The following is a 20,298-nucleotide window of genomic DNA, read 5'->3' as shown; positions in this document are numbered from 1 at the left end:
CCGTTATCTATCAAATTACCCCGATTCGATAACAAACTTCACAGACCTGATAGTGGTTTCCTACCGGTTTTTAAAAGGATGTATTTATACGTTTTAGGCTCAAAAACTCCTGAATTTCATACATCTATCTTTTAAATCAATTAAAAATCTGCTAGATTAGTTCTCATTTTAAAAATAATTACGAACATTCAAATATTTGATTTATCTAATTATTAATCAATACTTTGGGAATAAAAAATGAGAAATATAGATCAAAAATTGATTTTAAAAGCAATTGAAGAATCTGACAATACTTTAATATCAACTCATAAGAAACTTTGTCTTCCAATAATCAATAGAATTTATAAAAAAATGATAAATGGAATAAAATTTGACGATATCAAAGTATGCGACACATTAATAATTGATGGTCATCATAGATATGTAAGTATTAGCAAAAATTAAACTCGATAAAGCCCAATCATCGAAGACAAGCGCAACAATTGAATATGATTGGAAAGATGTTGAATTTGTTGAGGAAGAATGGGATACTGAATATAAAATTAGGCGTTTAAATGAATTAGATGCCGAATTCAATAATATCCCTTTAGAAAAAATAATTGAAATGACAAAATAATTGATTAAATTTGTAAAATGTTTTTATACTTAGATATAGACGGAGTAATGGTTCCTGCTAACTCTTGGAAAAGACCGGAACTATTAGAAGATGGTTTTCCGGAATTTAGTCCAAAGGCCGTTAGATCACTTGATAGAATTATTTCTACTTCAAATGCAGACATTGTATTGACTACTTCTCACAAGTATAAGTATACTTTAAAAGAATGGAATACTATTTTTAAGCGAAGAAATATCAATGTTAATAACATAACTAGACTTCCAAAGAATACAAAGCATTTAAATAGAAGAGAGGAACTAATTCATTGGTTTAATGCTAAACATTTAAAGGATAACTTTATAATAATAGATGATGACAAGTCTCTAAATGCATTACCAAAATTTTTAAAAGATAGGTTAATACAAACGAGTGGTTCTGTAGGCTTAACCGATTATTTAGCCGATGAAGCGATAGCTAAGATTAAAAATTGGAATTATGAATTAGCTCCATAAAGATGCATTCAAAACGATTTATAAAACAACAGCGACTTTGGTTACGAACTAAAGTCGTTTTTTTTTATGTTTAACTCATTTTAACCACAGAATATATAGTATTCTAAATCCCCAAACAAACCCGATTCAATAACTACTCCACCGCTCCGGTGGTGGTTTTTGCACCGGTTTTTAAAAGTATTTTACGATGTAGGTCCAATCTACTAACTAAACTAAAAAACTGTTCTGAAATTTCTTTCTAAGTCAGCTCCGCTCCCAACAGCTTTAATACTCCCTTTTACCGCGGAGCAAGCTCGATGTTTTTTAAGATCATTAAAAATAGTTAGATTAGTACTTTATAAAATAGATAGAACACAACTTTTGTTCTGTTATACGTACGTTGTCAGTAATTTGAGAAAACGCAAATCCATATGAACATTAGATATTTGTCAATCTTACTTTTGTCTTTCTCATTACTCTCTTGTAATGGACAAGAAAGGATTCCGAAAGAATTGAAATTCTCATTTGAATACCTAGATAAAAACTGGGATGCAAAAGAAATTGAGACGTTTAAGAACATTTCAGAAAATGATTCTACAACACCGAGAAATTACCATTTCGGAATTGGAATGCATTTGAGAAATAACCTATTGAGACATAATGAACAATCAGAAAATCTAACTAAATTTTTCGACTCAATTGGAATCCATCACTACGATGATATGTCATCCATAATTCTGACTTCTTATCATAGGTATCTGAATAATCAAGATATAGGATTACAAGCTCAAGTTGATAAATTTGTGGAATATTGGAGACCTATAATTGACTGTGAAAAAAATCAAAAAATCAAAGCGGTTGAGATTTATAACAGTTTTAAAGTTGGAGACTCAATAAATATAAAAATGCCAGTTAGCGAGAATAACAGTGTTGTAGATTATCCTTGTGGAAATGGAACTTTGAAATGGGAATTTAATGAATCCAAAGACCTTTCTATTAGTGGAATAATTACTGACATATACAATATTAATAATGAAACAAATGTGTTTTTTAAAGTGAAAATTTTAAGCAAAAATCATTCCGAAACAGAAATTATGATGAGAGAGGTGAATGTTGGAGATGAATTCGATTTTGGACTTTCAACTGCTTGGAAAATAGAATAAAAACTACTGGCAACACCGGTAACCGTTGCACACCCCTCTTAACTAGTTAAAAAGCGCATTCATTTAAACCGCTTTTAAGCGTTTTTTTGTCTTATACGATCTCTAAATTAGATAGATAAAGTCTCTTTAGAATGGACTTATATTCATGATTTAAGGACTTTGTAATCTTTAAATACAAGCCAAGCATCCCTGCCCTACTTTTCACCGGTTTTTAAAAAGATGTTTTTACAGTGTGTTTCTACCGTATTGACTAAACTAAAAAATTGTCCTGAAATTTCTTTAGAAGTCAGCTCCGCTCCCAACAGCTTTAATACGTCTTTTTAAAGCGGAGCAAGCTCGATGTTTTTTAAGATCATCAAAAATAGTTAGATTAGTATTTTATAAAATAGATATAACATAAATTGTTGTGTTATAAGTACGTAGGCGTGCATTAGAAATGAGCATATTCACAGAAAATAAAATATATCCAGAGGAAGAGACTCCATTGAAGGAACACTTCTCGGAATTTTACGATTCAGTTTATGTAGCATTCTTGCCATTTTTCCGAATAGAAAATGAAACTAAATCGAAATCTTTTAAAGCATCTGAAAAAATAAATGTGGAGCAAGCAAAAGCGGAAACGAAAGAATTAAAATCGCTTAAACTTGAGAACGTAGAAATTTTCACTTCAAACAAAGATTATCCGAAAGAAAAAGAGATTTATGAAAATGGAGTTCTAATCAAATGGAAAGAAATCGTTTCTAATACAGAGCTATCCGATAGCATAGAATTGAATAGAGCCTTAAAAACATCTATTGGAGCCTATAAAAAGAAACTTGAACGACAAGATTTACTAAAAACCTTAAATGATTATACAGATTTAGAGAAAATTTGGCACCCATCAGAAGGCGGATTCGACTTGTTTACAAAAAAAAAGATTTACCAAGCGTTTAAGAACTTCAATAAAGATATAATCATAATAGTAGACGAATTCTTTGAGAACACAGTTGAACTTGATTTGACAAAGCTTTCGGAATATGAATTTATTGACAAAATAGATTATAAAGACTATTATATTTACTCATCTGACCGAGAAATTCTATTCACAATCGAATGGGATAGTTATTTCTGTTTAGTGGCAGTTGATAAAAACAAAATTGAATATATAGAAAACCACTTTGAAGGATTTATTGCAGATGAAAAAACCACTCATTTGTGGGATTGGTAAAAAGGAGAAATAAATAATATTCTGAATTCAAATATAACAGCCGAAAGAAAACCTTGGTGGAAAAGAACTATGGAATAAAAACGTGTTAACACCGGTAACCGTTGAACAAGTCCGTGATTTCTATAAAAACCTATTTATCTAAACCGCTTTTAAGCGGTTTTCTAGTTTTATACCCTTGATACACTTGGGAAGTTCACATAGGTTAGCAACGCTTTAAATGCTACTAGCGGGGTTGTTTTTAGTCTAAAATACAAGCCAAGCATCCCTGCCCAACTTTTCAACGGTTTTTAAAAGGATGTTTTTACGGTGTGTTTCTACCGTATTGACTGAACTAAAAAACTGTTCTGAAATTTCTTTGGAACTCAGCTCCGCTCCCAACAGCTTTAATACTCCTTTTTAACGCGGAGCAAGCTCGATGTTTTTAAGATCATCAAAAATAGTTAGATTAGTATTTTATAAAATAGATGAGGCTGTCTAAAAAGATGATTTTCGTCAACCTGAACGTGTTTCAGGTTCTCCTACTAAATTGATCATTAGCAGGATGAGATTCTGAATTAAATTCAGAATGACGATTTTTGACCTTTTCTATACAGCCTCACGTACGTTAGCCACAAGGCTGAAAAAAATCCTGCAAAGAAAGATAATCTATTCAAAAATAGAATTACTTTTGCAATCGAAAAATTAAAAAAATGACAATGGACGAAGGCCCGTATCCTAGTAAATTAAAGTATTAACAATTCTGTAAGGGCTTCGTGTTTCCTTGCAGAATAAAATGTAAGGAGACATCATCATGATTAAAATTTTCAAAACATTCGGTGGCTATGTTGAAATCAACGAACCACAAAAAAGTTGTTGGATTAATGTAACAAATCCTACATCAGGCGAAATTAATCAACTTAGAATTGATTATGGATTGCCAACTGACCTGATAAATGACATTTTAGACCAAGACGAACGACCACGTATTGAATTTGATGATGACTGGACTTTGATAATTCTACGCATTCCAGTCGAAGTTAGAAACAATGGAGTTCCATTTCATACTATTCCATTAGGTATTTTTATAACAAGAAGCTTCACTCTAACTTTGTGTTTGCAAGACAATGAAGTGTTGCCAATCAGACAACCGTCTCCATTTCGAGACCAATACAAAGAAATTACCGACAGTATTAATTTTATACTTCGACTATTTCTTCGTTCGGGAAATTTATATCTGCGTTTCTTAAAACAAATAAATCAAATGACTTCAATGATTGAACAAGACCTTGAAAAATCAATTAAAAACAAGGAATTGAATAAATTATTGAAAATGGAAAAGTGTTTGGTTTATTTTATTACTTCAATTAAAGCAAATGAAATTGTTTTGGCAAAACTTCGTAATTCAAAAAAGATAACCACCCAAATCAACGAAGACTTGTTGGAAGACGCATTCATTGAAAATAAACAAGCACGTGAAATGGCACAGATTTATTCGGACATTCAAAGTGGAATGATGGATGCTTTTGCTTCGGTAATATCTAACAATTTGAATGTTGTAATGAAGCAATTGACACTTATTTCGATTATATTAATGATACCGACTTTGATAGCAAGTATGTTTGGGATGAACGTTCCAAATTTTATGGAAGATTCATTATGGGCAATGCCTTCAATAATTTTAGGTTCGTTGATTTTATCGATCTTGGGAGTAATTTTATTTCGAAGAAGACAATGGCTTTAATGACTAATAAACAAAGCCCAGTGGCTAACATCGGTAGTCGTTGCACAAGCCTTTAACTAGTTAAAAACACATTCATTTAAACCGCTTTTAAGCGGTTTTTTTGTCTTATACAATCTCTAAATTAGCTAGATAAAGTCTCTTTAGAATGGACTTATATTCCTGATTTAAGGTCTTTGTAATCTTTAAATATAAGCCGAGCATCCCTGTCCAACTTTTCACCCGTTTTTAAAAGTATTTTACGATGTACGTCCAATCTACTAACTGAACTAAAAAGCTGTTCTGAAATCTCTTTAGAAGTGAGCTCCGCTCCCAACAGCTTTAATACTTCTTTTTCCCGCGGAGCAAGCTCGATGCTTTTTAAGATCATAAAAAAATAGTTAGATTAGTATTTTATAAAATAGATAGAACACAACTTGTGGTGTTATACGTACGTTAGCGGTCATTAAAACCGACACTTTTAACCAAATGATAAATTAAGCAAACTCAAATTTCCCCAACTTGCAATAATGAAAAAACTGATAGAATATATTTTACAATTTGGAATTTTGAATTCGCAACAAATTAAACTGATTGAAAAAAAAGTAACTGAATTAGAGCTCAGAAAAGATGAGTATTTTTCAGAAGCAGGTAAAACACCAAAACAAGTTGCATTCATAGTAGAGGGTATTTTTAGAGGTTGTTATTATAATAATAAAGGAGAAGAAATAACACGTTGTTTTATTCAAGAAAAAAGTATAATGTGTGATTATGTGAATTTTGAAGCTAACGCCATTTCTTCCGATTACCTACAGGCTTGTACCGATTGTAAGCTTATTGTTTTTTCAAGGCAAGCTTGGGAAGAACTTTCAAACATTATTGTGGGATGGGACGCTATTAAAAGTAAAATGGTTCAAATTTGTATGTATCAAAAATCTAGAAAAAATCCAGTAATTTCTCAAGATGCTACAACACGTTATTTGGAGTTTATAGAAAACTATCCCTCATTAGTTAATCGCATTCCTTTAACATATATAGCATCTTACTTAGGTGTAACGCAACAATCTTTAAGTAGAATCAGAAAAAACATCAGCTAAAATTGCTTTTTACCATTTGGTAAAACAACTCTTTTTTAATCGATAGAACTTTGCATCATCATTAAAAAAGAAATAAAATGAAGAAAGTATTAATCACAGGAGCCAACAAAGGAATTGGCTTTGCCACAGCTAAATTATTATTGCAAAAAGGGTATTACGTTTATCTCGGTAGCAGAAGTATCCAAAATGGTGCTTCCGCTGTTGATAAATTGAAAGCAGAAGGTTTAGCCAATGTTGAGTGCATTCAAATTGACGTAACAGATGACAATTCAGTTAAAACAGCTAGTGAAAAAATTGATGTTTTAGATATCTTAATAAACAATGCGGGTATCAATGGAGGAAATGATCCATACACCGCTTTAGAAGCCACACCAGCAGAATTTCAAGCGGCATTTAATGTCAATGTAATAGGAACATCAAGGGTTACCCAAGCATTTATCGATTTACTTAAAAAATCCGAAGAACCTCGAATTGTAAATTTAAGTACAAGTGTCGGTTCTCTTGCCTTACAAAGTGACCCAAACTGGCCAGCTTACAACTATGCTAAATATGCCGTTTATGCAGCTTCTAAAGCCGCTTTAAATATGTACACGATTCATTTAGCTTACGAACTTCGTGATACAAATTTTAAAGTAAATGCTGTTTGTCCAGGATTAACTGCTACAGATTTCACGTTTGGAAATGGCGGAGAAGCGGAAACAGCAGCTAGAAGAGTTGTAAAGTATGCTACAATTGACCAAAATGGGCCAACAGGAAAATTCTTTAGTGAAGAAACAAATCCTAAAACGGAGGAAATTAACTGGTAATAAAAAAAAAGAATAATAACGAACCGCTAACAATGTATATAAAAAATAGCAGAAAAGAGCTAAACACTTAGTTTATTCCTTTTCTGCTATCTTTGTTTTACACTGAAAATTAGTGGCTATAAATCTGCTACTTTTCATATACTAACCGTTGTGCAACATACCCAAAAACCAATGAAAGGAATATTTACAATAGTCTGTTTAGGACTCATAATTTTAGGTTGTTCAGAGAAAAATAATAAACCGAATGTAAAATCATTACTCGTTGAACAATTGAAAAACACCCACACAAATCAGGAGTGGTTTGTGCCGACAAAAAAAGCAATCGAAGGAATTACTCTTGAACAATCGAATTGGAAAGACAGCACGGAAAATCACTCGATTGGAGAATTAGTTTCTCATTTAATTTTCTGGAATGAAATGAATCTGAAAGCTTTTAAAGGAGAAAAAGTTGCAGAATTTAAAGGCGACAATAAAGAAACCTTCAAAAAGAACAACGGACAAGATTGGGAAAATGCGACAAGAAAATTAGATAGTATTCAAACTGAATGGGAAAAACTGACTGAAAACGCAACTGACGAACAAATAAGTGAGTGGAATGTTGAAATTGCGAATATGACCGCCCATACAGCATATCATACAGGACAAATAATGTATATTAGAAAGCGAAATGGTTGGTGGAAATAATGAAAAAAAATCGGGATTGAAATTAACATCGGAGAAAGTACGTTGCACAACACCGGTAGTCGTGGCACAAGCCTCTAATTCTTAGAAAATCTCACTTATTTAAACCGCTTTTAAGCGGTTTTTTTGTCTTATACAATCTCTAAATCAGATAGATAAAGTCTCTTTAGAATGGACTTATACTCCTGATTTAAGGTCTTTGTAATCTTTAAATATAAGCCGAGCATCCCTGTCCAACTTTTCACCCGTTTTTAAAAGTATTTTACGATATACATCCAATCTACCAACTGAACTAAAAAACTGTTCTGAAATTTCTTTGGAACTCAGCTCCGCTCCCAACAGCTTTAATACTTCTTTTTACCGCGGAGCAAGCTCGATGTTTTTAAAGATCATCAAAAATAGTTAGATTAGTATTTTATAAAATAGATGAGGCTGTCTAAAAATTTTTGTCAACCTAAACGTGTTTCAGGTTCTCCTACTAAATTTATCATTAGCAGGATGAGATTCTGAATTAAATTCAGAATGACGATTTTTGATCCTTTTTATACAGCCTCCACGTACGTTGGCAACAAGCTAAAAAAAACCGGAAACAAAATGGGTAATTTGAATATAGAAATAAAAGCTAAGTCAAATAACAATTCAGAAATAAGAAAAATATTACAATCTAAAAGTGCGGATTTTAAAGGTATTGACCATCAAATTGACACATACTTTAAAACCAATGAAGGTAGATTAAAATTAAGGGAAGCAAATATTGAAAATAAACTCATTTTCTACAAAAGACAAGACAAAAAAGGTCCAAAAAAATCGGATTATATAATTTACTGTTCAGAACCGAATTCTTCTCTTAAACAGTTATTAACTATATCAAATGGAATTCTAACAATCGTAGATAAAAAAAGAGAAATATATTTCATAGATAATGTAAAATTTCAACTTGACACTGTAAAGGATTTAGGAACATTTATAGAAATTGAAGCAACTGATGTTAATAAAAATAAGAGTAAAGAAGATTTATTAAATCAATGCGAATTTTATATGGAGTTATTTAAACTATCGGAATCAGATTTAATATCAGTTTCATACAGCGATTTAATTTTGGAGAAAACAAAGCCAGTGTACAACAATGCATCCTATGAAAATCCCTAGTCAGTTCTTTAAAGTTCAGTTTATTGTGTATTTACAAAATTAATTGCCAAACCACCCAACACTTACCCCCTAATCATCAAACAAGCCCGATTCGATAGCATATTTTACCGCTCCGGTGGTGGTTTTTGCACCGGTTTTTAAAAGGATGTTTTTACGGTGGGTTTCTACCGTGTTGACTGAACTAAAAAGCTGTTCTGAAATTTATTTAGAAGTGAGCTCCGCTCCCAACAGCTTTAATACTTCTTTTTACCGTGGAGCAAGCTCGGTGTTTTTTAAGATCATCAAAAATAGTTAGATTAGTATTTTATAAAATAGATATAATAACTTTTGTAGTGTTATACGTACGTTGTGTGCAAGCTGAAAAAACGAACTGAAATTGAGCATTGAGTTAAGAAAACATATTGAGGAAATAACGCCAGTTTCGGATGATGAATTCGATTACATCCTCTCACATTTCAGAAAAAAGAAGCTTAAAAAGCACCAATTTTTAGTTCAAGAGAACAATGAAGTTCTTAATGACCATTATGTCATTAAAGGTTTGCTAAAAGCCTACTATACCAATGACGAGGGCAAAGAACATATTTTACAATTTGCAATGGAAAATTGGTGGGTTACCGACTATCAAGCGCATTTCAAAAAAGAAAAGGCAACAATAAATATAGATTGCCTTGAGGACTGCGAAATACTTTGTCTTTCATTGGAAAACCGAGAAAAGCTATGTTCTGAACTTCAAAAAATTGAACATTTCTTTAGAATTAAATCCAATTTTGGTTATGTGGCACTTCAGCGCAGAATCCTTTCACTACTCGACAAAGATGCCAAAGGACGATACGAACAGTTAATGGAACTTTATCCAACTTTATTGCAACGTGTACCCAAAACCATTTTGGCTTCCTATCTCGGTGTTTCAAGGGAAACTTTAAGCCGACTTTCTTAAGTGTGACCTACCTCACAAAAAATCCGTGATTTACATCCTGTGCCAATCTGCAAAGGTTCTTCAACTTTGTAACATCATTAAATACAAAGCATATGAGAGCATTTATCAAAACAATTTCAGCAGGTGTAATGGTTATTGTCGGTTGTACCATTTTTACCGCTTGTATTCAAACGACCGCACAAACAAATAATCAAAATAAAATGGAAAAAAAGATTCTATTCGTGGTAACAAGCCACGACCAAAAAGGTAGCACAGGCACAAAAACAGGATACTATTTAAGTGAAGTTTCGCATCCTTGGGAGGTACTTCATTCCGCAGGATACGAAATTGATTTTGTAAGCCCAAAAGGTGGAAAGGCACCTGTGGACGGTTTCAATATGGACGATGCAATCAATAAGAAATTTTGGGATAATACGGCTTATCGAAACAAAGTTGAAAATACACTTAAACCATCCGAAGTCAATCCAAAAGAATATGTTGCGATTCATTATGCAGGCGGACACGGTACAATGTGGGATTTTGCGGATAATGAGGCAATCGCTGAAATCGCACGTCAGATTTACGAAAACAATGGCGTTGTGAGTGCCGTTTGCCACGGACCCGCTGGACTTGTTAATATCAAATTGAGCAATGGAAAATATTTGGTGGACGGTAAAAAAGTAAATGCTTTTACCAATGAAGAAGAAGTAGCCGTAAAATTGGAAAATGTTGTTCCGTTTTTACTCGAAAATAAACTTATAGAAAGAGGAGCGATTTTTGAAAAATCTGGACTTTGGCAAAAACACGTAACAGTTGACCAACGATTGGTAACTGGACAAAATCCGCAATCTGCTGCAGGAGTTGGAGAGGCGACACTAAATGAAATTAAACAGTTAAATGTAGTTACGACTGAATAATAGCCAGCACACAACAACATATCCTATGAAAAGCCCTAGTCCAGTTCTTTAAAGTTCAGTTTATTGTGTATTTACAAAATTAATTACCAAACCACCCAACACTTACCCCCTAATCATCAAACAAGCCCGATTCGATAGCATATTTTACCGCTCCGGTGGTGGTTTTTGCGCCCGTTTTTAAAAGGATGTTTTTACGGTGTGTTTCTACCGTGTTGACTGAACTAAAAAGCTGTTCTGAAATTTGGTTAGAAGTCAGCCCCTCTCCCAACAGCTTTAATACTTCTTTTTCCCGCGGAGCAAGCTCGATGTTTTTTAAGATCAAAAAAAATAGTTAGATTAGTATTTTATAAAATAGATAGAACACAACTTTGGTTGTGTTATACGTACGTTACCCACAAGCTAAAAAACACAACGTAATTAATGAGAGTAAATAATCCTAAAATCAAAGTTGACGACTTATCAATCAATCCAACTTTAATATGTTCAATCGACCTTGAATTTGATTACTCTCTCGAAATTCCTATTTCCGTTACTGGTAAATTAATTGGAAGTAATAATCGAGTGCTTGCATTGATAAGTGAACACCAAATCAATTCCGATTATGATTATGGGTTGCGACTTTTATCAAAGGATGAAAAAGAACAATCCAGAAAAGAAAACAGACCGCATCGCAGATTTGTCCAATTAAGTGCTCAACTGACACAAATCGCTATAGAAAGCATCGAAAACCAAAGAGACAAAACTTCCGATAAGTCAATTAATTTTTCTCTTGATTTGGTAATTAAAAGTATGAGCTTGACAAAAGACATTTCAGACAACAGGTTTGAGGATTTTATCAAAATCAAAATCGCAAGAGAATATTCCAATGTAAGCATCGAACAAAGCGAATGGATAAATAAATTTTCAGAAAAATTGGGAATTGGAAAATTTATGCTTGTTGAGCTAAAGGTTCCCAATAGCGAAGTACCAGATTTTTGGAACAAATTATTTGAGCTGTTAAGGAAAAATGTGACAGATATGGAATTAAGTATCCGTTCTGGAGATTGGCAGAAAACGATGCTCTTTGCGAGAAAGTTTTTTGAGAACATTAAAATTGGAGATAAGAAAAAAGGACACAAAGAGTTTCGTGAGGAACTGAATAAAAAAATGACTGAATTGCAACACAGCGAAAAAGGAATTCAAAATCTTTACGATGGGATTTGGCAATTTTTTGAATTTACCTCAAAGTTCATTCACGACAAAGACACAGATGGTAACAATTATGAGGTTCTGCCTATTCCAAGTAAAGAGGATGCTTATTTTGTGTATGCCTTATCAGTTGGACTTTTAGGCTTATTAGGAAAAAATTTAGAATAAGAGACAAAAAAGCCAGTGTACAACAATGCATCCTATGAAAAGCCCTAGTCCAGTTCTTTAAAGTTCAGTTCATTGTGTATTACAAAATTAATTGCCAAACCACCCAACACCTAGCCCCTAATCATCAAACAAGCCCGATTCGATAGCATATTTTACCGCTCCGGTGGTGGTTTTTGCGCCGGTTTTTAACAGGATGTTTTTACGGTGGGTTTCTACCGTGTTGACTGAAATAAAGAGCTGTTCTGAAATTTCTTTAGAAGTGAGCTCCTCTCCCAACAGCTTTAATACTTCTTTTTCCCGCGGAGAAAGCTCGATGTTTTTATACTTCTTACGTTCAAAAACACTCTCCATATACCGCTGTTTGATGAGGTCTGAAAAGTATTGCTCTCCACCCAGCACCGTGCGCACCGCTTTTTGCAGTTCTTCTTTACTGGTAAACTTGGGTACAAATCCGTGTGCGCCTTTCTGAATCACTTTATGCACCGTACGGTGATTGTCGAGCATACTCAACATAATTATTTTGATCTCGCTATGGTTCTTTTTAATTGCTTTAAGCAGTTCTATCCCATCCATTTTGGGCATACTGATGTCACTGATAATCAAATCAATTTCAAACTGCTTCAGCAAACGCAAGACTTGTTTACCCTCTGTGGCCAAATGTATTTCATCAATTTCAGGCATATCCTGTAAAATGGTATTAATGCCTTCTAAAAACATAAGGTGATCGTCTGCGATAATGATGTTTATCTTTTTCAATAGTTTTAATTTAGAGGTATATCAAGGGTTATAGACGTTCCGCTTCCCGAGCCGCTGTCTATATCTAAACTTCCGTTTACTTTTTGTAAGCGCTCGCGGATGTTGCGGAGTCCAATTCCTTGTTTTTTGGTTTTCTGAAAGCCTTTTCCGTTATCGTTAATCACAATATTAAGATGGTCTTGGTGTTTGGTGAGCTGTACTTCTGCCCGGGTAGCTTCGGCGTGTTTCAGGATATTGTTGATCAATTCTTGTACAATACGATACGCATCGGCCAGTAGCGCATCGGGCAATTCATCAATTTCTTCTTCCGGAAAGAAAAAAGTTTGGATGGTCAATTCGGTTTTTTGAGTGATCTGTTCAATAAAATCATTGAGAAAACTACTAAAGCCTATTTTTGAAAACGGCAACGGATGCAGTTGATGTGACAGTCCGCGTACATCCATACAGGCATTACTAATCGCTTCTAATAAACGTTTTGCCTTGGGTTGTTCTGCAGCTCCTTCTAAATAATGCTCCAAAGCGATTTTTATACCGGCCAGATCGCTACCTATACCGTCGTGAATCTCACGCGCGAGCCGGGAACGCTCTTCCTCCTGCCCTTCCTGATACCGCTCTATTACAGAAAGCTTATGATCTTTGATCATTTGGTTGATACGCTGTCTCGCATTTTCTTCCTGCTGTGAGCTCAACTCTTTTTGAACACGCAGCCGCTGGATGTAAAAGAGGCGCAGCAGGATCAAGGTAATCAAGACCAAAACAAAACCGGCAATAAATGCATTACGTACAATACGCTGGCGTTTTAACTTCAGTGCGGTCTTTTGCAATTCGGCCTCGCTAAGCTTTTGCTCATTTTCCAGAAGTTTAATGCGGGTTTCTTTTAACTGCGTTTCGTAGCGTTCCTGCAGTTTGGCCACGTACTTTTCTTTATCCAGCGAGTTTTGTGTTGTGGTAAGTTTTACCCCTTTGTCGTAATTCTCAAGGGCTTGTTTATAAGCTCCCTGATCCTGATAGAGCTGGGACAGGTTTTTATAGATTTCTGCATTGTACTGAAGCAATGATTGTGCTTCCCCGATTTTTAATGCCTGCTCAAAATAATCAATGGCTTCCTGCGTGTTGCCCAGTTTGCTTTCAGAAAGTCCCAAGTCATTCAATACAATAGCGATATCTGACTGAAACTGAAGTTCTTTTAAAAGCCGCAGCGTTTTTTTTAAGGAAACCACCGCTTCGGCATAGCGTTTTTCTTCCACAAGCATCTGCGAAAGGTTCATATGAACATAGGCTATAACCGCTTTATTTCCCTCACGCTCCCGGTAATTTAATACCGTCTGGTAATGCTTTCGGGCTTCGTCAAATTTGCCTTTTTCTTTTAAAATATTAGCAAAATTGAACAAGGTGGTTAGCACCCCATCATCGTCTTTTAATTCCCGATACAAATGAGCTGCCCGGTCTAAACTTTCTGAAGCTTTTATATAATCGTTTTGCAATACGTAAAGGGTAGCTATATTTTGGTATGCGTTGGCTTCCTGTTGCTCATCGTTTTGAGCTTCAGCATAGCTTAAGCATTTGACAAAGCCATCCATGGCCTTAGGGTAGTCACCCAGGTTTTTATACCCCAAAGCCAACAGGTTGTAACACGCTGCGAGTCCATTTTCTACCTTATTCTTCGTTAAGAGCTTAATAGTTTGCTGCGCGTGAAATACCGTGCTCTTGTAATCTCCCGTGATGTTTCCCAGGTTCCCCAATGCGTAATGTGCCCGTGCCTCTTGAAGGCTTAACTGCTTGGTCTGAGCAAGCTTAAGCCATTGGGTAGCGGCTTTTTGGGCCCGCTCGGGTTGGGTATTTAAATATTCCCGATAAAGAGTAGCCAGGGAATCTATTTTAGGAGTAGGGACTTCTTGCCCTAAAATTCCCTGAGTGAGTACCAGACAACCAAGCACAAGGACAAACCGGTATGTTAGAATTTTTAGCATTACAACAGGTTGGGCATCAGGAGAAATATGTGGCTATTAAACGGGATTTTAAATGCGCTAAATCCTGAGCCTCTACTGCTTCTAAAGGCTGTTCAAAACGAGAGGCAGCTTCCAGAAGGTTGTGCCTTAAAAAGAGTTGATCTTTAAAAAAGTCTTTCACCATTTGATGCTGCTCTTTTAAATGGTTTTCCTCTGGATTTTCTGTGCTTAAGAGCATCGCACTATATCTTATAAAATCGGTCATATTTTCTGCTCCTTGGGCACTTTTTTTAAGAGCTTGCGCAAGGTAATTAATATCTCGAGGATAATCGAAAAAAGCGCGGTAAGGATAAGAAGCTATTAAATTTAAACAGGCTGCTGTCGCTTGTTCATGATGCTTGGCGGCACTCAGTAACGCGGGATAGGGATGATCTACTTCCCAGATTCGGGCTTCGGGAACCTGAGCTTTTATTTCCTCATAAATGTCCAGGCTCAGTTGGTGATCATCTAAAGCTTCTCGTGAAGCGCTAAACGCCAACTTATAATAGACGCCTGCATCGGGTGAATTTTGGGCTGCAACTACCAGAGACTTTGCTGCTGCGGCCTCGTTTCCTATGATCCAATACACCAAGCCATTGTTTCGGTAATCAATATACGTCTCGGGATCGGGAACCAAATCACCTTCTGAGGCGGGACGAAGCCCCTCGGGATTTTCTTTAAAATCATAAAAACACAACCACTGAAATACGGGATAAAGTTCTGGATCTAATCGACCTTGCTCGTGGCAATAACAGGCATACTGGTAGCATTTTTCATAATCGCCCATTTCAAAAAGCACTTCCATACTCAGGTTCATGGAATTGCAGTAATCGCTGCTTCCCAATTCGTAAAATTGCACTTCGCGTTCGATGTCCTGAAAGAAAAGCTCGTAGTTCTTATTTTTACGATGAATCACCGCGCGCCAGTAGTACATCCAGGCGTGAAATGCTGACTGCTGATAATCTTCAATCCCTTCATTAAAAACGCTTAAGGCTTCTGCTACCAGCCCCAGTTTGAGCAATGCTATTCCTCTAAAACACGTGCTTTTAGCATTGGGAAAATGCCGCTGATGAAACTGATTCACCACCTGTAAAATAGCCTTAGGATCATTTACCCGATCATTCAAATCCATCATAGTTTGTAAATAATCGGTGGCCGAAAGGCCTTGTCTAAAGGCCTCATTAAAGGCTTCTGCCGCTTGTGGATATTCGGCTTGAAAGAAGAAGAATTTTCCCTTCAATTCTAACAGTAACGGATTTTTAGGATGCAGTTCTAAGCCTTGTTGCAGGCAATATGCCATTTTCTTCAAGTCTTTAGAATAGAAATAACAGGACTTCCCTATGAGTAAATAGTGATGCTGTGCCCGTTGCCAACCTGCATGGGTAAGGGCTTGCATATAGTCGCTATAGTCTGAAAAGTCGTTAAAATCTTCGGCCGGAAACTCGGGAGCTTCGGGAAATGACAACACTTCTGCAACCATATCATACATCATAAAGGCTTTGGCATAATCGGCCAGTAGGTTGCGGGTTTTAGTTGCCAATTCTACAAACTTCCACTCCGCTCGCCATTGGTCCCGAACCGCTACCGATCTGTTTTGCCAAATCGCCAATTGAATTTGAACGTGGTAGCCTTCTGCTTTTGATAATCGCGGGTCCAGTTCCAAGCCTTTTAATACAGTTGTATTGTGTGTAGCTGAAGCCAAATCAAGTAGCGCTGTTGCGTCAACCTCTTGTTCAGTATGGCATAATTCATCTAAATATTCCTGTTCGATTTCCCATAACAAGAAACGCACTTCGGTAGCGCCCGGATAACATTCTAAAACGTATTTAAGCACTTCTACAGCTTCTTCAAAACGCTGTTCGTGCTTCAATTTTAAAGCATAATGAAGGTGTAAAGTTTCGTTATACGAATACGCCATCAGTGCTTTTTCATACAATTCTTGCGGACATTTATGGTAAAAACTGCAGATCAATTCATAATCTGAAGCTTCTACCACGCCTTCATTTTCCAAGGCTTCCAGGTAGGTTTGCATCGTGGCTACATCTACCGCTTCAAAAAGCGTTAGAAAGCGCATATACAACCGATAAAACCGAATACAAATGGCTTGATCCTGTGCTCCTAACGCATCAAAATTCTCTTGAATCACCACAATATGCGATTCTAATTGATGATGGAGTCGCTGGGTATAGGCTTCTTCGGCCGCTGTAATATGTTTAAGTACTTCTTCTCGTGTCAATTCCATAATTACCATTCTTTAAACCAGTGGGGATAGTTGATGTGCATACGCTGGTAACATTCCCAAAGGGTTAATATTCCGGGATAGGAGCTTAAATCCTGCTCGCCGCGTCCGTTTATAAATTCATCTCCAATACACACATTGCGGTGAAAGGCTCCCCAGCTATCAAATGTGTTTTTAAGAAGGGCTTCTACATCACTTAAGCGTAAGCTAATCTCCTCGAATTCCATATAATTCAAAATCCCTCCCAAGCGCATTAAGAACACATATTTCGCAAGTTCATAGCCTTTTAGTTTTTGATCTTTTAGGCTGAATCTATATTTCCAAGCAAGCGTGTATTGATGCTCTTGGGTTACATTGTTCAGTGCGTTGTATTTGGTTTCAAAACTGCTGGTGGTATCCAGACGCAAGCTCGCTGCTAACTTTTCAAAAGGAGCAGAAACTCTCATCCCCGTTTCATATTCAAACAGCGCACTGCGCAGGTGCAAGCCTGAATGGATGCCGTAATACTTGAGCAGGCGTTTTGCAGATTTAATGTGCCACTCGTTCATCGGGTTGAAGCCAAACCAACTTTCTAGATCTACTTCATTGGAATGTTTTTTTAAAAGCAAAGCCGAAAAGTTCAATTGCTTCTGGATTTGGGGTGTGATTTCTTCTGTATTCATCGGTTATGCGTTTAAATCGGTCACTACGTGTTGTAAAGCCTGGGTGAGTTTTTCGGGATATGCACCAGAGGCCGCCATCATTTCCAGCCCTTGTGTATAGCTTAATGCCATAGAAGAACCTTTGACCAGCGTCACAAAAAGGCTTCTACCCAGATTTCCATAAGCTTCATAAGCACTCCCGGGAGCGGCTTCCAGGTCGATAATCAATAGGTACAATACCTGATACATGTTCATTTTAAGTGCGGTATCTTCTTCTAACAAGGCTTTTAGTTCAGCCTTATTTTTCGCTAGAAATGTCTGGTAAACACTGCTCGCTATTCCGGAGTTTTGGTAGTTGGAAAGCCCTACAATCACCTGCTCTAAAACTTCTTTACTCAGTGGCGTTTCAGAATCGAATGCGATAGCTGCTGGTTCTTTTGCTGTTTCTTCTTCTTCGACGTCATCATCAATTCGTTCTTCTTCTAGTGCTGCGTCTTCCTCCTCACTTAGTGTTTTGGTGGTTTTTTCTTCTTGAAAATAATAGGCGTAGAACGGAAGAATCTCATTTTCTAATTGCATTTGATGGAAGGCATTAATCTCTGGACCGTTGATGTAGTCGTATAAAATTTTCACCACATTTTTAGACAACTTCTCGGGTTTTAAGTCGTGTAGCACATGACTAATATGCGTCGCTATGGCTGAACCTATGCTGCCCAATTCAGAATAAGAATCAGAACCTTTACTGCACATTTTTAAAAATTTATACAGTCTATACAGTATCTCATCAGGAAAACTCCCCTTCTCTTCTGCATTAAAATAAGCTGCTAAACGCGCTCCCTGAGATTTCAATACCGCATCTACCCATAAAAACTCTTTCCCCAGGCTGTAGTAATACTCATTTAAAAACAAATACCAATTTTGGATGATTTGTGGCGTCAAGTCGGTTTCATCATTTACGTAGTGAAATTTTGCAAAATCCTCGCATTGGGCTACAACGCTGCTGTGAAGATTCTTTAATGATGCAATCTCATTCACTTGGGCAAAGGTTTGGGTATGCTTATAAACTGTCGTTAAAATTTCAACACAAAGCTGTACTCCGGTTTCTCGTAAATAGGGTTTTGTTTCTCTTGCAGAATAGGCTATGCTTATTAGATAATCGTATAAAACAGCGTTACGTTCTTCACTGATCTGTTCTTTTAAATTGCTGCGGAAATCGTAAAGACAAAGCAGTAAAAACTGATTTAATGGATCTGCCAAGCCTGAAGCTTGATAGGCAGGCAACCCATCTTTAAGGGAAGTAAGCTCACCCAACACATGAGTAAGCACATACATCCCGGTGACTTGAAACGCATTCCCGTCTTTGCTCATTACGGGCATTTTTTTGGTTTGCCAGTCAGTAAGCAAATGCGAAAACACCTCGTTGAAATAGGCTTTTTGTCGCAAATTCTTTTGAGCAGCATTACACATCTCAAACCAGAGTGAAATTGACTTTACCGGCAATTCACGGGCACTATTTACTGCGAAAACGGCTTTCCCGTAATTATCAAAAGCCTCCCGGTTAAAATTGGTTCCCTTATTGGCCAATAACCAATCTTGCAGTTTGTAAAAGCCCGCTTCTGTTTGTGCTAAAGGAATGTTTTTATCTTTTAAACTGAACAGCAACACGTCACTTTCGTCCCATTCTTTCTCGGCAAACGCAGTAATCAACGGGTATTTCCCCGCTGCGGTGTGAAGATTCAGATACTCAAAACTTTCATCTTCTGTAAAAAGTACGCGCTCTACCAAGCGTTGATGGGCGTGTATGGCCCAATCCTCATTTGCTGCATAAAACGACGCCAACTCTTCGCTTAACCAAGGTTTTAAAACTTCGTAAGCTCCCGGTTTACCTGGTATACTTACCGGTAAAACCTGATGTATACTTTCCAGGAGCAACTCCCAACTGCCTGTATAAAAATGTTCAACAAAAATGGCGTTAATTCTAAATGGGAATTCCTGTAAAACCTCGTTCTCGTCTTTGGCAAAATAGGTTTCGGTCAATAATTTGAAGCTTAAACACTGTTGCACTAAAAAATGCGACGTCTGGTAATCGCGAAGATCAAAAGCGCGATGGAGTAAAAAACGCGCTACCGGTAAGGAAGCTTCAGATTGACTATGAATCAATACCGACAAGACTTCAAAAACCTGTGCTTGCCTTTCTTCAGAAATTTTTTCTGACTGTAAAAATGCCAATCCAAAATAAAGAAATTCAAGAAGTTTTTCGGTATGCTGTTCATCTGGGAAAAATCCGTTTTTCAGTAAAGGAAGCCAAGAAGCTACCCAATCAAACCCCTGAGCTTCATCGGCATAAATTTCAGGATGCTGATAAATCTGTTGGGATAAAGCTGCTGAAAAGTCAGGAGTTATAGCTTGATTTCCCAGATTTTCTTTTAGTTCTAAATAAGAAGGGGAATCTTCGGCATTCATCAATTGCAGCACCTGCAGCAAAGCTTGCTGCTCGGCAGTTTCTAAATCTGAAAGATCCAGCTTGGGTAAAATTCGATCGTTAAAGAGTGCTGAAGCACTCGCGTTATTCAAATTATCATCCACGATTTTAAGTTTGT

At 36.4% G+C, this 20,298-nt stretch carries 20 protein-coding genes; 11 read left to right on the top strand and 9 right to left on the bottom strand.

The window, feature by feature from the left end; all coding sequences use genetic code 11:
* Nucleotides 1-633 precede the first annotated feature (633 nt).
* The 3 genes from FVB9532_RS02855 (at nucleotide 634) to FVB9532_RS02840 (ending at nucleotide 3,456) form a co-directional block, all read left to right on the top strand.
* A complete protein-coding gene (locus tag FVB9532_RS02855; RefSeq protein ID WP_150543705.1) occupies nucleotides 634-1,107 on the top strand; it encodes an HAD domain-containing protein in 474 nt (157 codons plus the stop codon).
* A gap of 410 nt (nucleotides 1,108-1,517) precedes the next feature.
* Nucleotides 1,518-2,249: a DUF6794 domain-containing protein gene (locus tag FVB9532_RS02850; protein ID WP_150543704.1), complete on the top strand. Its 732-nt coding sequence runs from the start codon at nucleotides 1,518-1,520 to the stop codon at nucleotides 2,247-2,249.
* Nucleotides 2,250-2,847: 598 nt separating this feature from the next.
* A complete protein-coding gene (locus FVB9532_RS02840; RefSeq protein WP_194716469.1) occupies nucleotides 2,848-3,456 on the top strand; it encodes a DUF2711 family protein in 609 nt (202 codons plus the stop codon).
* A 243-nt stretch (nucleotides 3,457-3,699) separates the two neighbouring features.
* On the opposite strand, the gene FVB9532_RS02835 is transcribed toward FVB9532_RS02840, so the two are convergent.
* Complete coding sequence (locus tag FVB9532_RS02835) at nucleotides 3,700-3,837, bottom strand: LuxR C-terminal-related transcriptional regulator (protein WP_317132284.1); 138 nt, start codon at nucleotides 3,835-3,837, stop codon at nucleotides 3,700-3,702.
* 409 nt (nucleotides 3,838-4,246) lie between these two features.
* On the opposite strand from FVB9532_RS02835, the gene FVB9532_RS02830 reads away from it, so the two are divergent.
* On the top strand, nucleotides 4,247-5,176 hold the full coding sequence (locus FVB9532_RS02830) for a magnesium transporter CorA family protein (protein ID WP_150543702.1): 930 nt from the start codon (nucleotides 4,247-4,249) through the stop codon (nucleotides 5,174-5,176).
* 151 nt (nucleotides 5,177-5,327) lie between these two features.
* Here the strand turns inward: FVB9532_RS02830 and FVB9532_RS02825 are convergent, their stop codons facing one another.
* A complete protein-coding gene (locus tag FVB9532_RS02825) occupies nucleotides 5,328-5,543 on the bottom strand; it encodes a LuxR C-terminal-related transcriptional regulator (protein ID WP_150543701.1) in 216 nt (71 codons plus the stop codon).
* A gap of 139 nt (nucleotides 5,544-5,682) precedes the next feature.
* Between FVB9532_RS02825 and FVB9532_RS02820 the strand changes: the two genes are divergently transcribed.
* From FVB9532_RS02820 to FVB9532_RS02805, 4 genes are all read left to right on the top strand, one after another.
* A complete protein-coding gene (locus FVB9532_RS02820; RefSeq protein ID WP_150543700.1) occupies nucleotides 5,683-6,249 on the top strand; it encodes a Crp/Fnr family transcriptional regulator in 567 nt (188 codons plus the stop codon).
* Between the two features lie 77 nt (nucleotides 6,250-6,326).
* The gene (locus FVB9532_RS02815) at nucleotides 6,327-7,055 is read left to right on the top strand and encodes an SDR family NAD(P)-dependent oxidoreductase (protein ID WP_150543699.1); all 729 of its coding nucleotides are present in this window, start codon (nucleotides 6,327-6,329) and stop codon (nucleotides 7,053-7,055) included.
* A gap of 171 nt (nucleotides 7,056-7,226) precedes the next feature.
* Nucleotides 7,227-7,739: a DinB family protein gene (locus FVB9532_RS02810; protein ID WP_150543698.1), complete on the top strand. Its 513-nt coding sequence runs from the start codon at nucleotides 7,227-7,229 to the stop codon at nucleotides 7,737-7,739.
* Nucleotides 7,740-8,258: 519 nt separating this feature from the next.
* Complete coding sequence (locus FVB9532_RS02805; protein ID WP_150543697.1) at nucleotides 8,259-8,885, top strand: class IV adenylate cyclase; 627 nt, start codon at nucleotides 8,259-8,261, stop codon at nucleotides 8,883-8,885.
* Nucleotides 8,886-8,954: 69 nt separating this feature from the next.
* On the opposite strand, the gene FVB9532_RS19960 is transcribed toward FVB9532_RS02805, so the two are convergent.
* A complete protein-coding gene (locus FVB9532_RS19960) occupies nucleotides 8,955-9,086 on the bottom strand; it encodes a response regulator transcription factor (RefSeq protein WP_286951339.1) in 132 nt (43 codons plus the stop codon).
* 175 nt (nucleotides 9,087-9,261) lie between these two features.
* Here FVB9532_RS19960 and FVB9532_RS02795 point away from each other — a divergent pair, with 175 nt between their 5' ends.
* Together FVB9532_RS02795 and FVB9532_RS02790 are read left to right on the top strand one after the other, a co-directional pair.
* Nucleotides 9,262-9,822, top strand: a complete 561-nt coding sequence (locus FVB9532_RS02795) for a Crp/Fnr family transcriptional regulator (protein WP_150543696.1) — start codon at nucleotides 9,262-9,264, stop codon at nucleotides 9,820-9,822.
* Between the two features lie 92 nt (nucleotides 9,823-9,914).
* Entirely contained in the window at nucleotides 9,915-10,718 is an 804-nt protein-coding gene (locus FVB9532_RS02790; protein ID WP_228482239.1) for a type 1 glutamine amidotransferase domain-containing protein, read from the top strand.
* 109 nt (nucleotides 10,719-10,827) lie between these two features.
* Here FVB9532_RS02790 and FVB9532_RS02785 read toward each other — a convergent pair whose 3' ends face one another.
* Nucleotides 10,828-11,040 (bottom strand): response regulator transcription factor, encoded by a 213-nt coding sequence (locus FVB9532_RS02785; RefSeq protein ID WP_286951333.1) that lies wholly within the window; start codon nucleotides 11,038-11,040, stop codon nucleotides 10,828-10,830.
* Between the two features lie 98 nt (nucleotides 11,041-11,138).
* On the opposite strand from FVB9532_RS02785, the gene FVB9532_RS02780 reads away from it, so the two are divergent.
* Complete coding sequence (locus FVB9532_RS02780) at nucleotides 11,139-12,074, top strand: hypothetical protein (RefSeq protein ID WP_013070923.1); 936 nt, start codon at nucleotides 11,139-11,141, stop codon at nucleotides 12,072-12,074.
* A 117-nt stretch (nucleotides 12,075-12,191) separates the two neighbouring features.
* On the opposite strand, the gene FVB9532_RS02775 is transcribed toward FVB9532_RS02780, so the two are convergent.
* From FVB9532_RS02775 to FVB9532_RS02755, 5 genes are read right to left on the bottom strand one after another with little or no spacing between them, the layout of a single operon-like run.
* On the bottom strand, nucleotides 12,192-12,830 hold the full coding sequence (locus tag FVB9532_RS02775) for a response regulator transcription factor (RefSeq protein ID WP_150543695.1): 639 nt from the start codon (nucleotides 12,828-12,830) through the stop codon (nucleotides 12,192-12,194).
* Between the two features lie 5 nt (nucleotides 12,831-12,835).
* Nucleotides 12,836-14,800, bottom strand: coding sequence for an ATP-binding protein (locus tag FVB9532_RS02770; RefSeq protein ID WP_150543694.1), 1,965 nt, complete (start codon nucleotides 14,798-14,800; stop codon nucleotides 12,836-12,838).
* Between the two features lie 16 nt (nucleotides 14,801-14,816).
* Nucleotides 14,817-17,060, bottom strand: coding sequence for a hypothetical protein (locus tag FVB9532_RS02765; protein ID WP_150543693.1), 2,244 nt, complete (start codon nucleotides 17,058-17,060; stop codon nucleotides 14,817-14,819).
* Nucleotides 17,061-17,062: 2 nt separating this feature from the next.
* Complete coding sequence (locus FVB9532_RS02760) at nucleotides 17,063-17,719, bottom strand: DUF1266 domain-containing protein (RefSeq protein WP_150543692.1); 657 nt, start codon at nucleotides 17,717-17,719, stop codon at nucleotides 17,063-17,065.
* A gap of 3 nt (nucleotides 17,720-17,722) precedes the next feature.
* The gene (locus FVB9532_RS02755) at nucleotides 17,723-20,284 is read right to left on the bottom strand and encodes a hypothetical protein (RefSeq protein ID WP_150543691.1); all 2,562 of its coding nucleotides are present in this window, start codon (nucleotides 20,282-20,284) and stop codon (nucleotides 17,723-17,725) included.
* Between the last annotated feature and the right edge of the window lie 14 nt (nucleotides 20,285-20,298).

The sequence above is a fragment of the Mesonia oceanica genome, assembly GCF_902499555.1.
Taxonomy (GTDB): domain Bacteria; phylum Bacteroidota; class Bacteroidia; order Flavobacteriales; family Flavobacteriaceae; genus Mesonia; species Mesonia oceanica.
The sequence above is the reverse complement of the archived record's forward strand: the minus strand, read 5'-3'. Positions and strand labels throughout refer to the sequence as shown.

Excerpts from the sequence above, each read along its gene's own strand:
- FVB9532_RS02820 (WP_150543700.1), top strand. The coding sequence starts at position 5,683 with ATGAAAAAACTGATAGAATATATTTTACAATTTGGAATTTTGAATTCG.
- FVB9532_RS02825 (WP_150543701.1), bottom strand. The coding sequence starts at position 5,543 with ATGATCTTAAAAAGCATCGAGCTTGCTCCGCGGGAAAAAGAAGTATTA.
- FVB9532_RS02830 (WP_150543702.1), top strand. The coding sequence starts at position 4,247 with ATGATTAAAATTTTCAAAACATTCGGTGGCTATGTTGAAATCAACGAA.
- FVB9532_RS02790 (WP_228482239.1), top strand. The coding sequence starts at position 9,915 with ATGAGAGCATTTATCAAAACAATTTCAGCAGGTGTAATGGTTATTGTC.
- FVB9532_RS02805 (WP_150543697.1), top strand. The coding sequence starts at position 8,259 with ATGACGATTTTTGATCCTTTTTATACAGCCTCCACGTACGTTGGCAAC.
- FVB9532_RS02765 (WP_150543693.1), bottom strand. The coding sequence starts at position 17,060 with ATGGAATTGACACGAGAAGAAGTACTTAAACATATTACAGCGGCCGAA.
- FVB9532_RS02815 (WP_150543699.1), top strand. The coding sequence starts at position 6,327 with ATGAAGAAAGTATTAATCACAGGAGCCAACAAAGGAATTGGCTTTGCC.
- FVB9532_RS02770 (WP_150543694.1), bottom strand. The coding sequence starts at position 14,800 with ATGCTAAAAATTCTAACATACCGGTTTGTCCTTGTGCTTGGTTGTCTG.
- FVB9532_RS02855 (WP_150543705.1), top strand. The coding sequence starts at position 634 with ATGTTTTTATACTTAGATATAGACGGAGTAATGGTTCCTGCTAACTCT.
- FVB9532_RS02780 (WP_013070923.1), top strand. The coding sequence starts at position 11,139 with ATGAGAGTAAATAATCCTAAAATCAAAGTTGACGACTTATCAATCAAT.
- FVB9532_RS02760 (WP_150543692.1), bottom strand. The coding sequence starts at position 17,719 with ATGAATACAGAAGAAATCACACCCCAAATCCAGAAGCAATTGAACTTT.
- FVB9532_RS02810 (WP_150543698.1), top strand. The coding sequence starts at position 7,227 with ATGAAAGGAATATTTACAATAGTCTGTTTAGGACTCATAATTTTAGGT.
- FVB9532_RS02850 (WP_150543704.1), top strand. The coding sequence starts at position 1,518 with ATGAACATTAGATATTTGTCAATCTTACTTTTGTCTTTCTCATTACTC.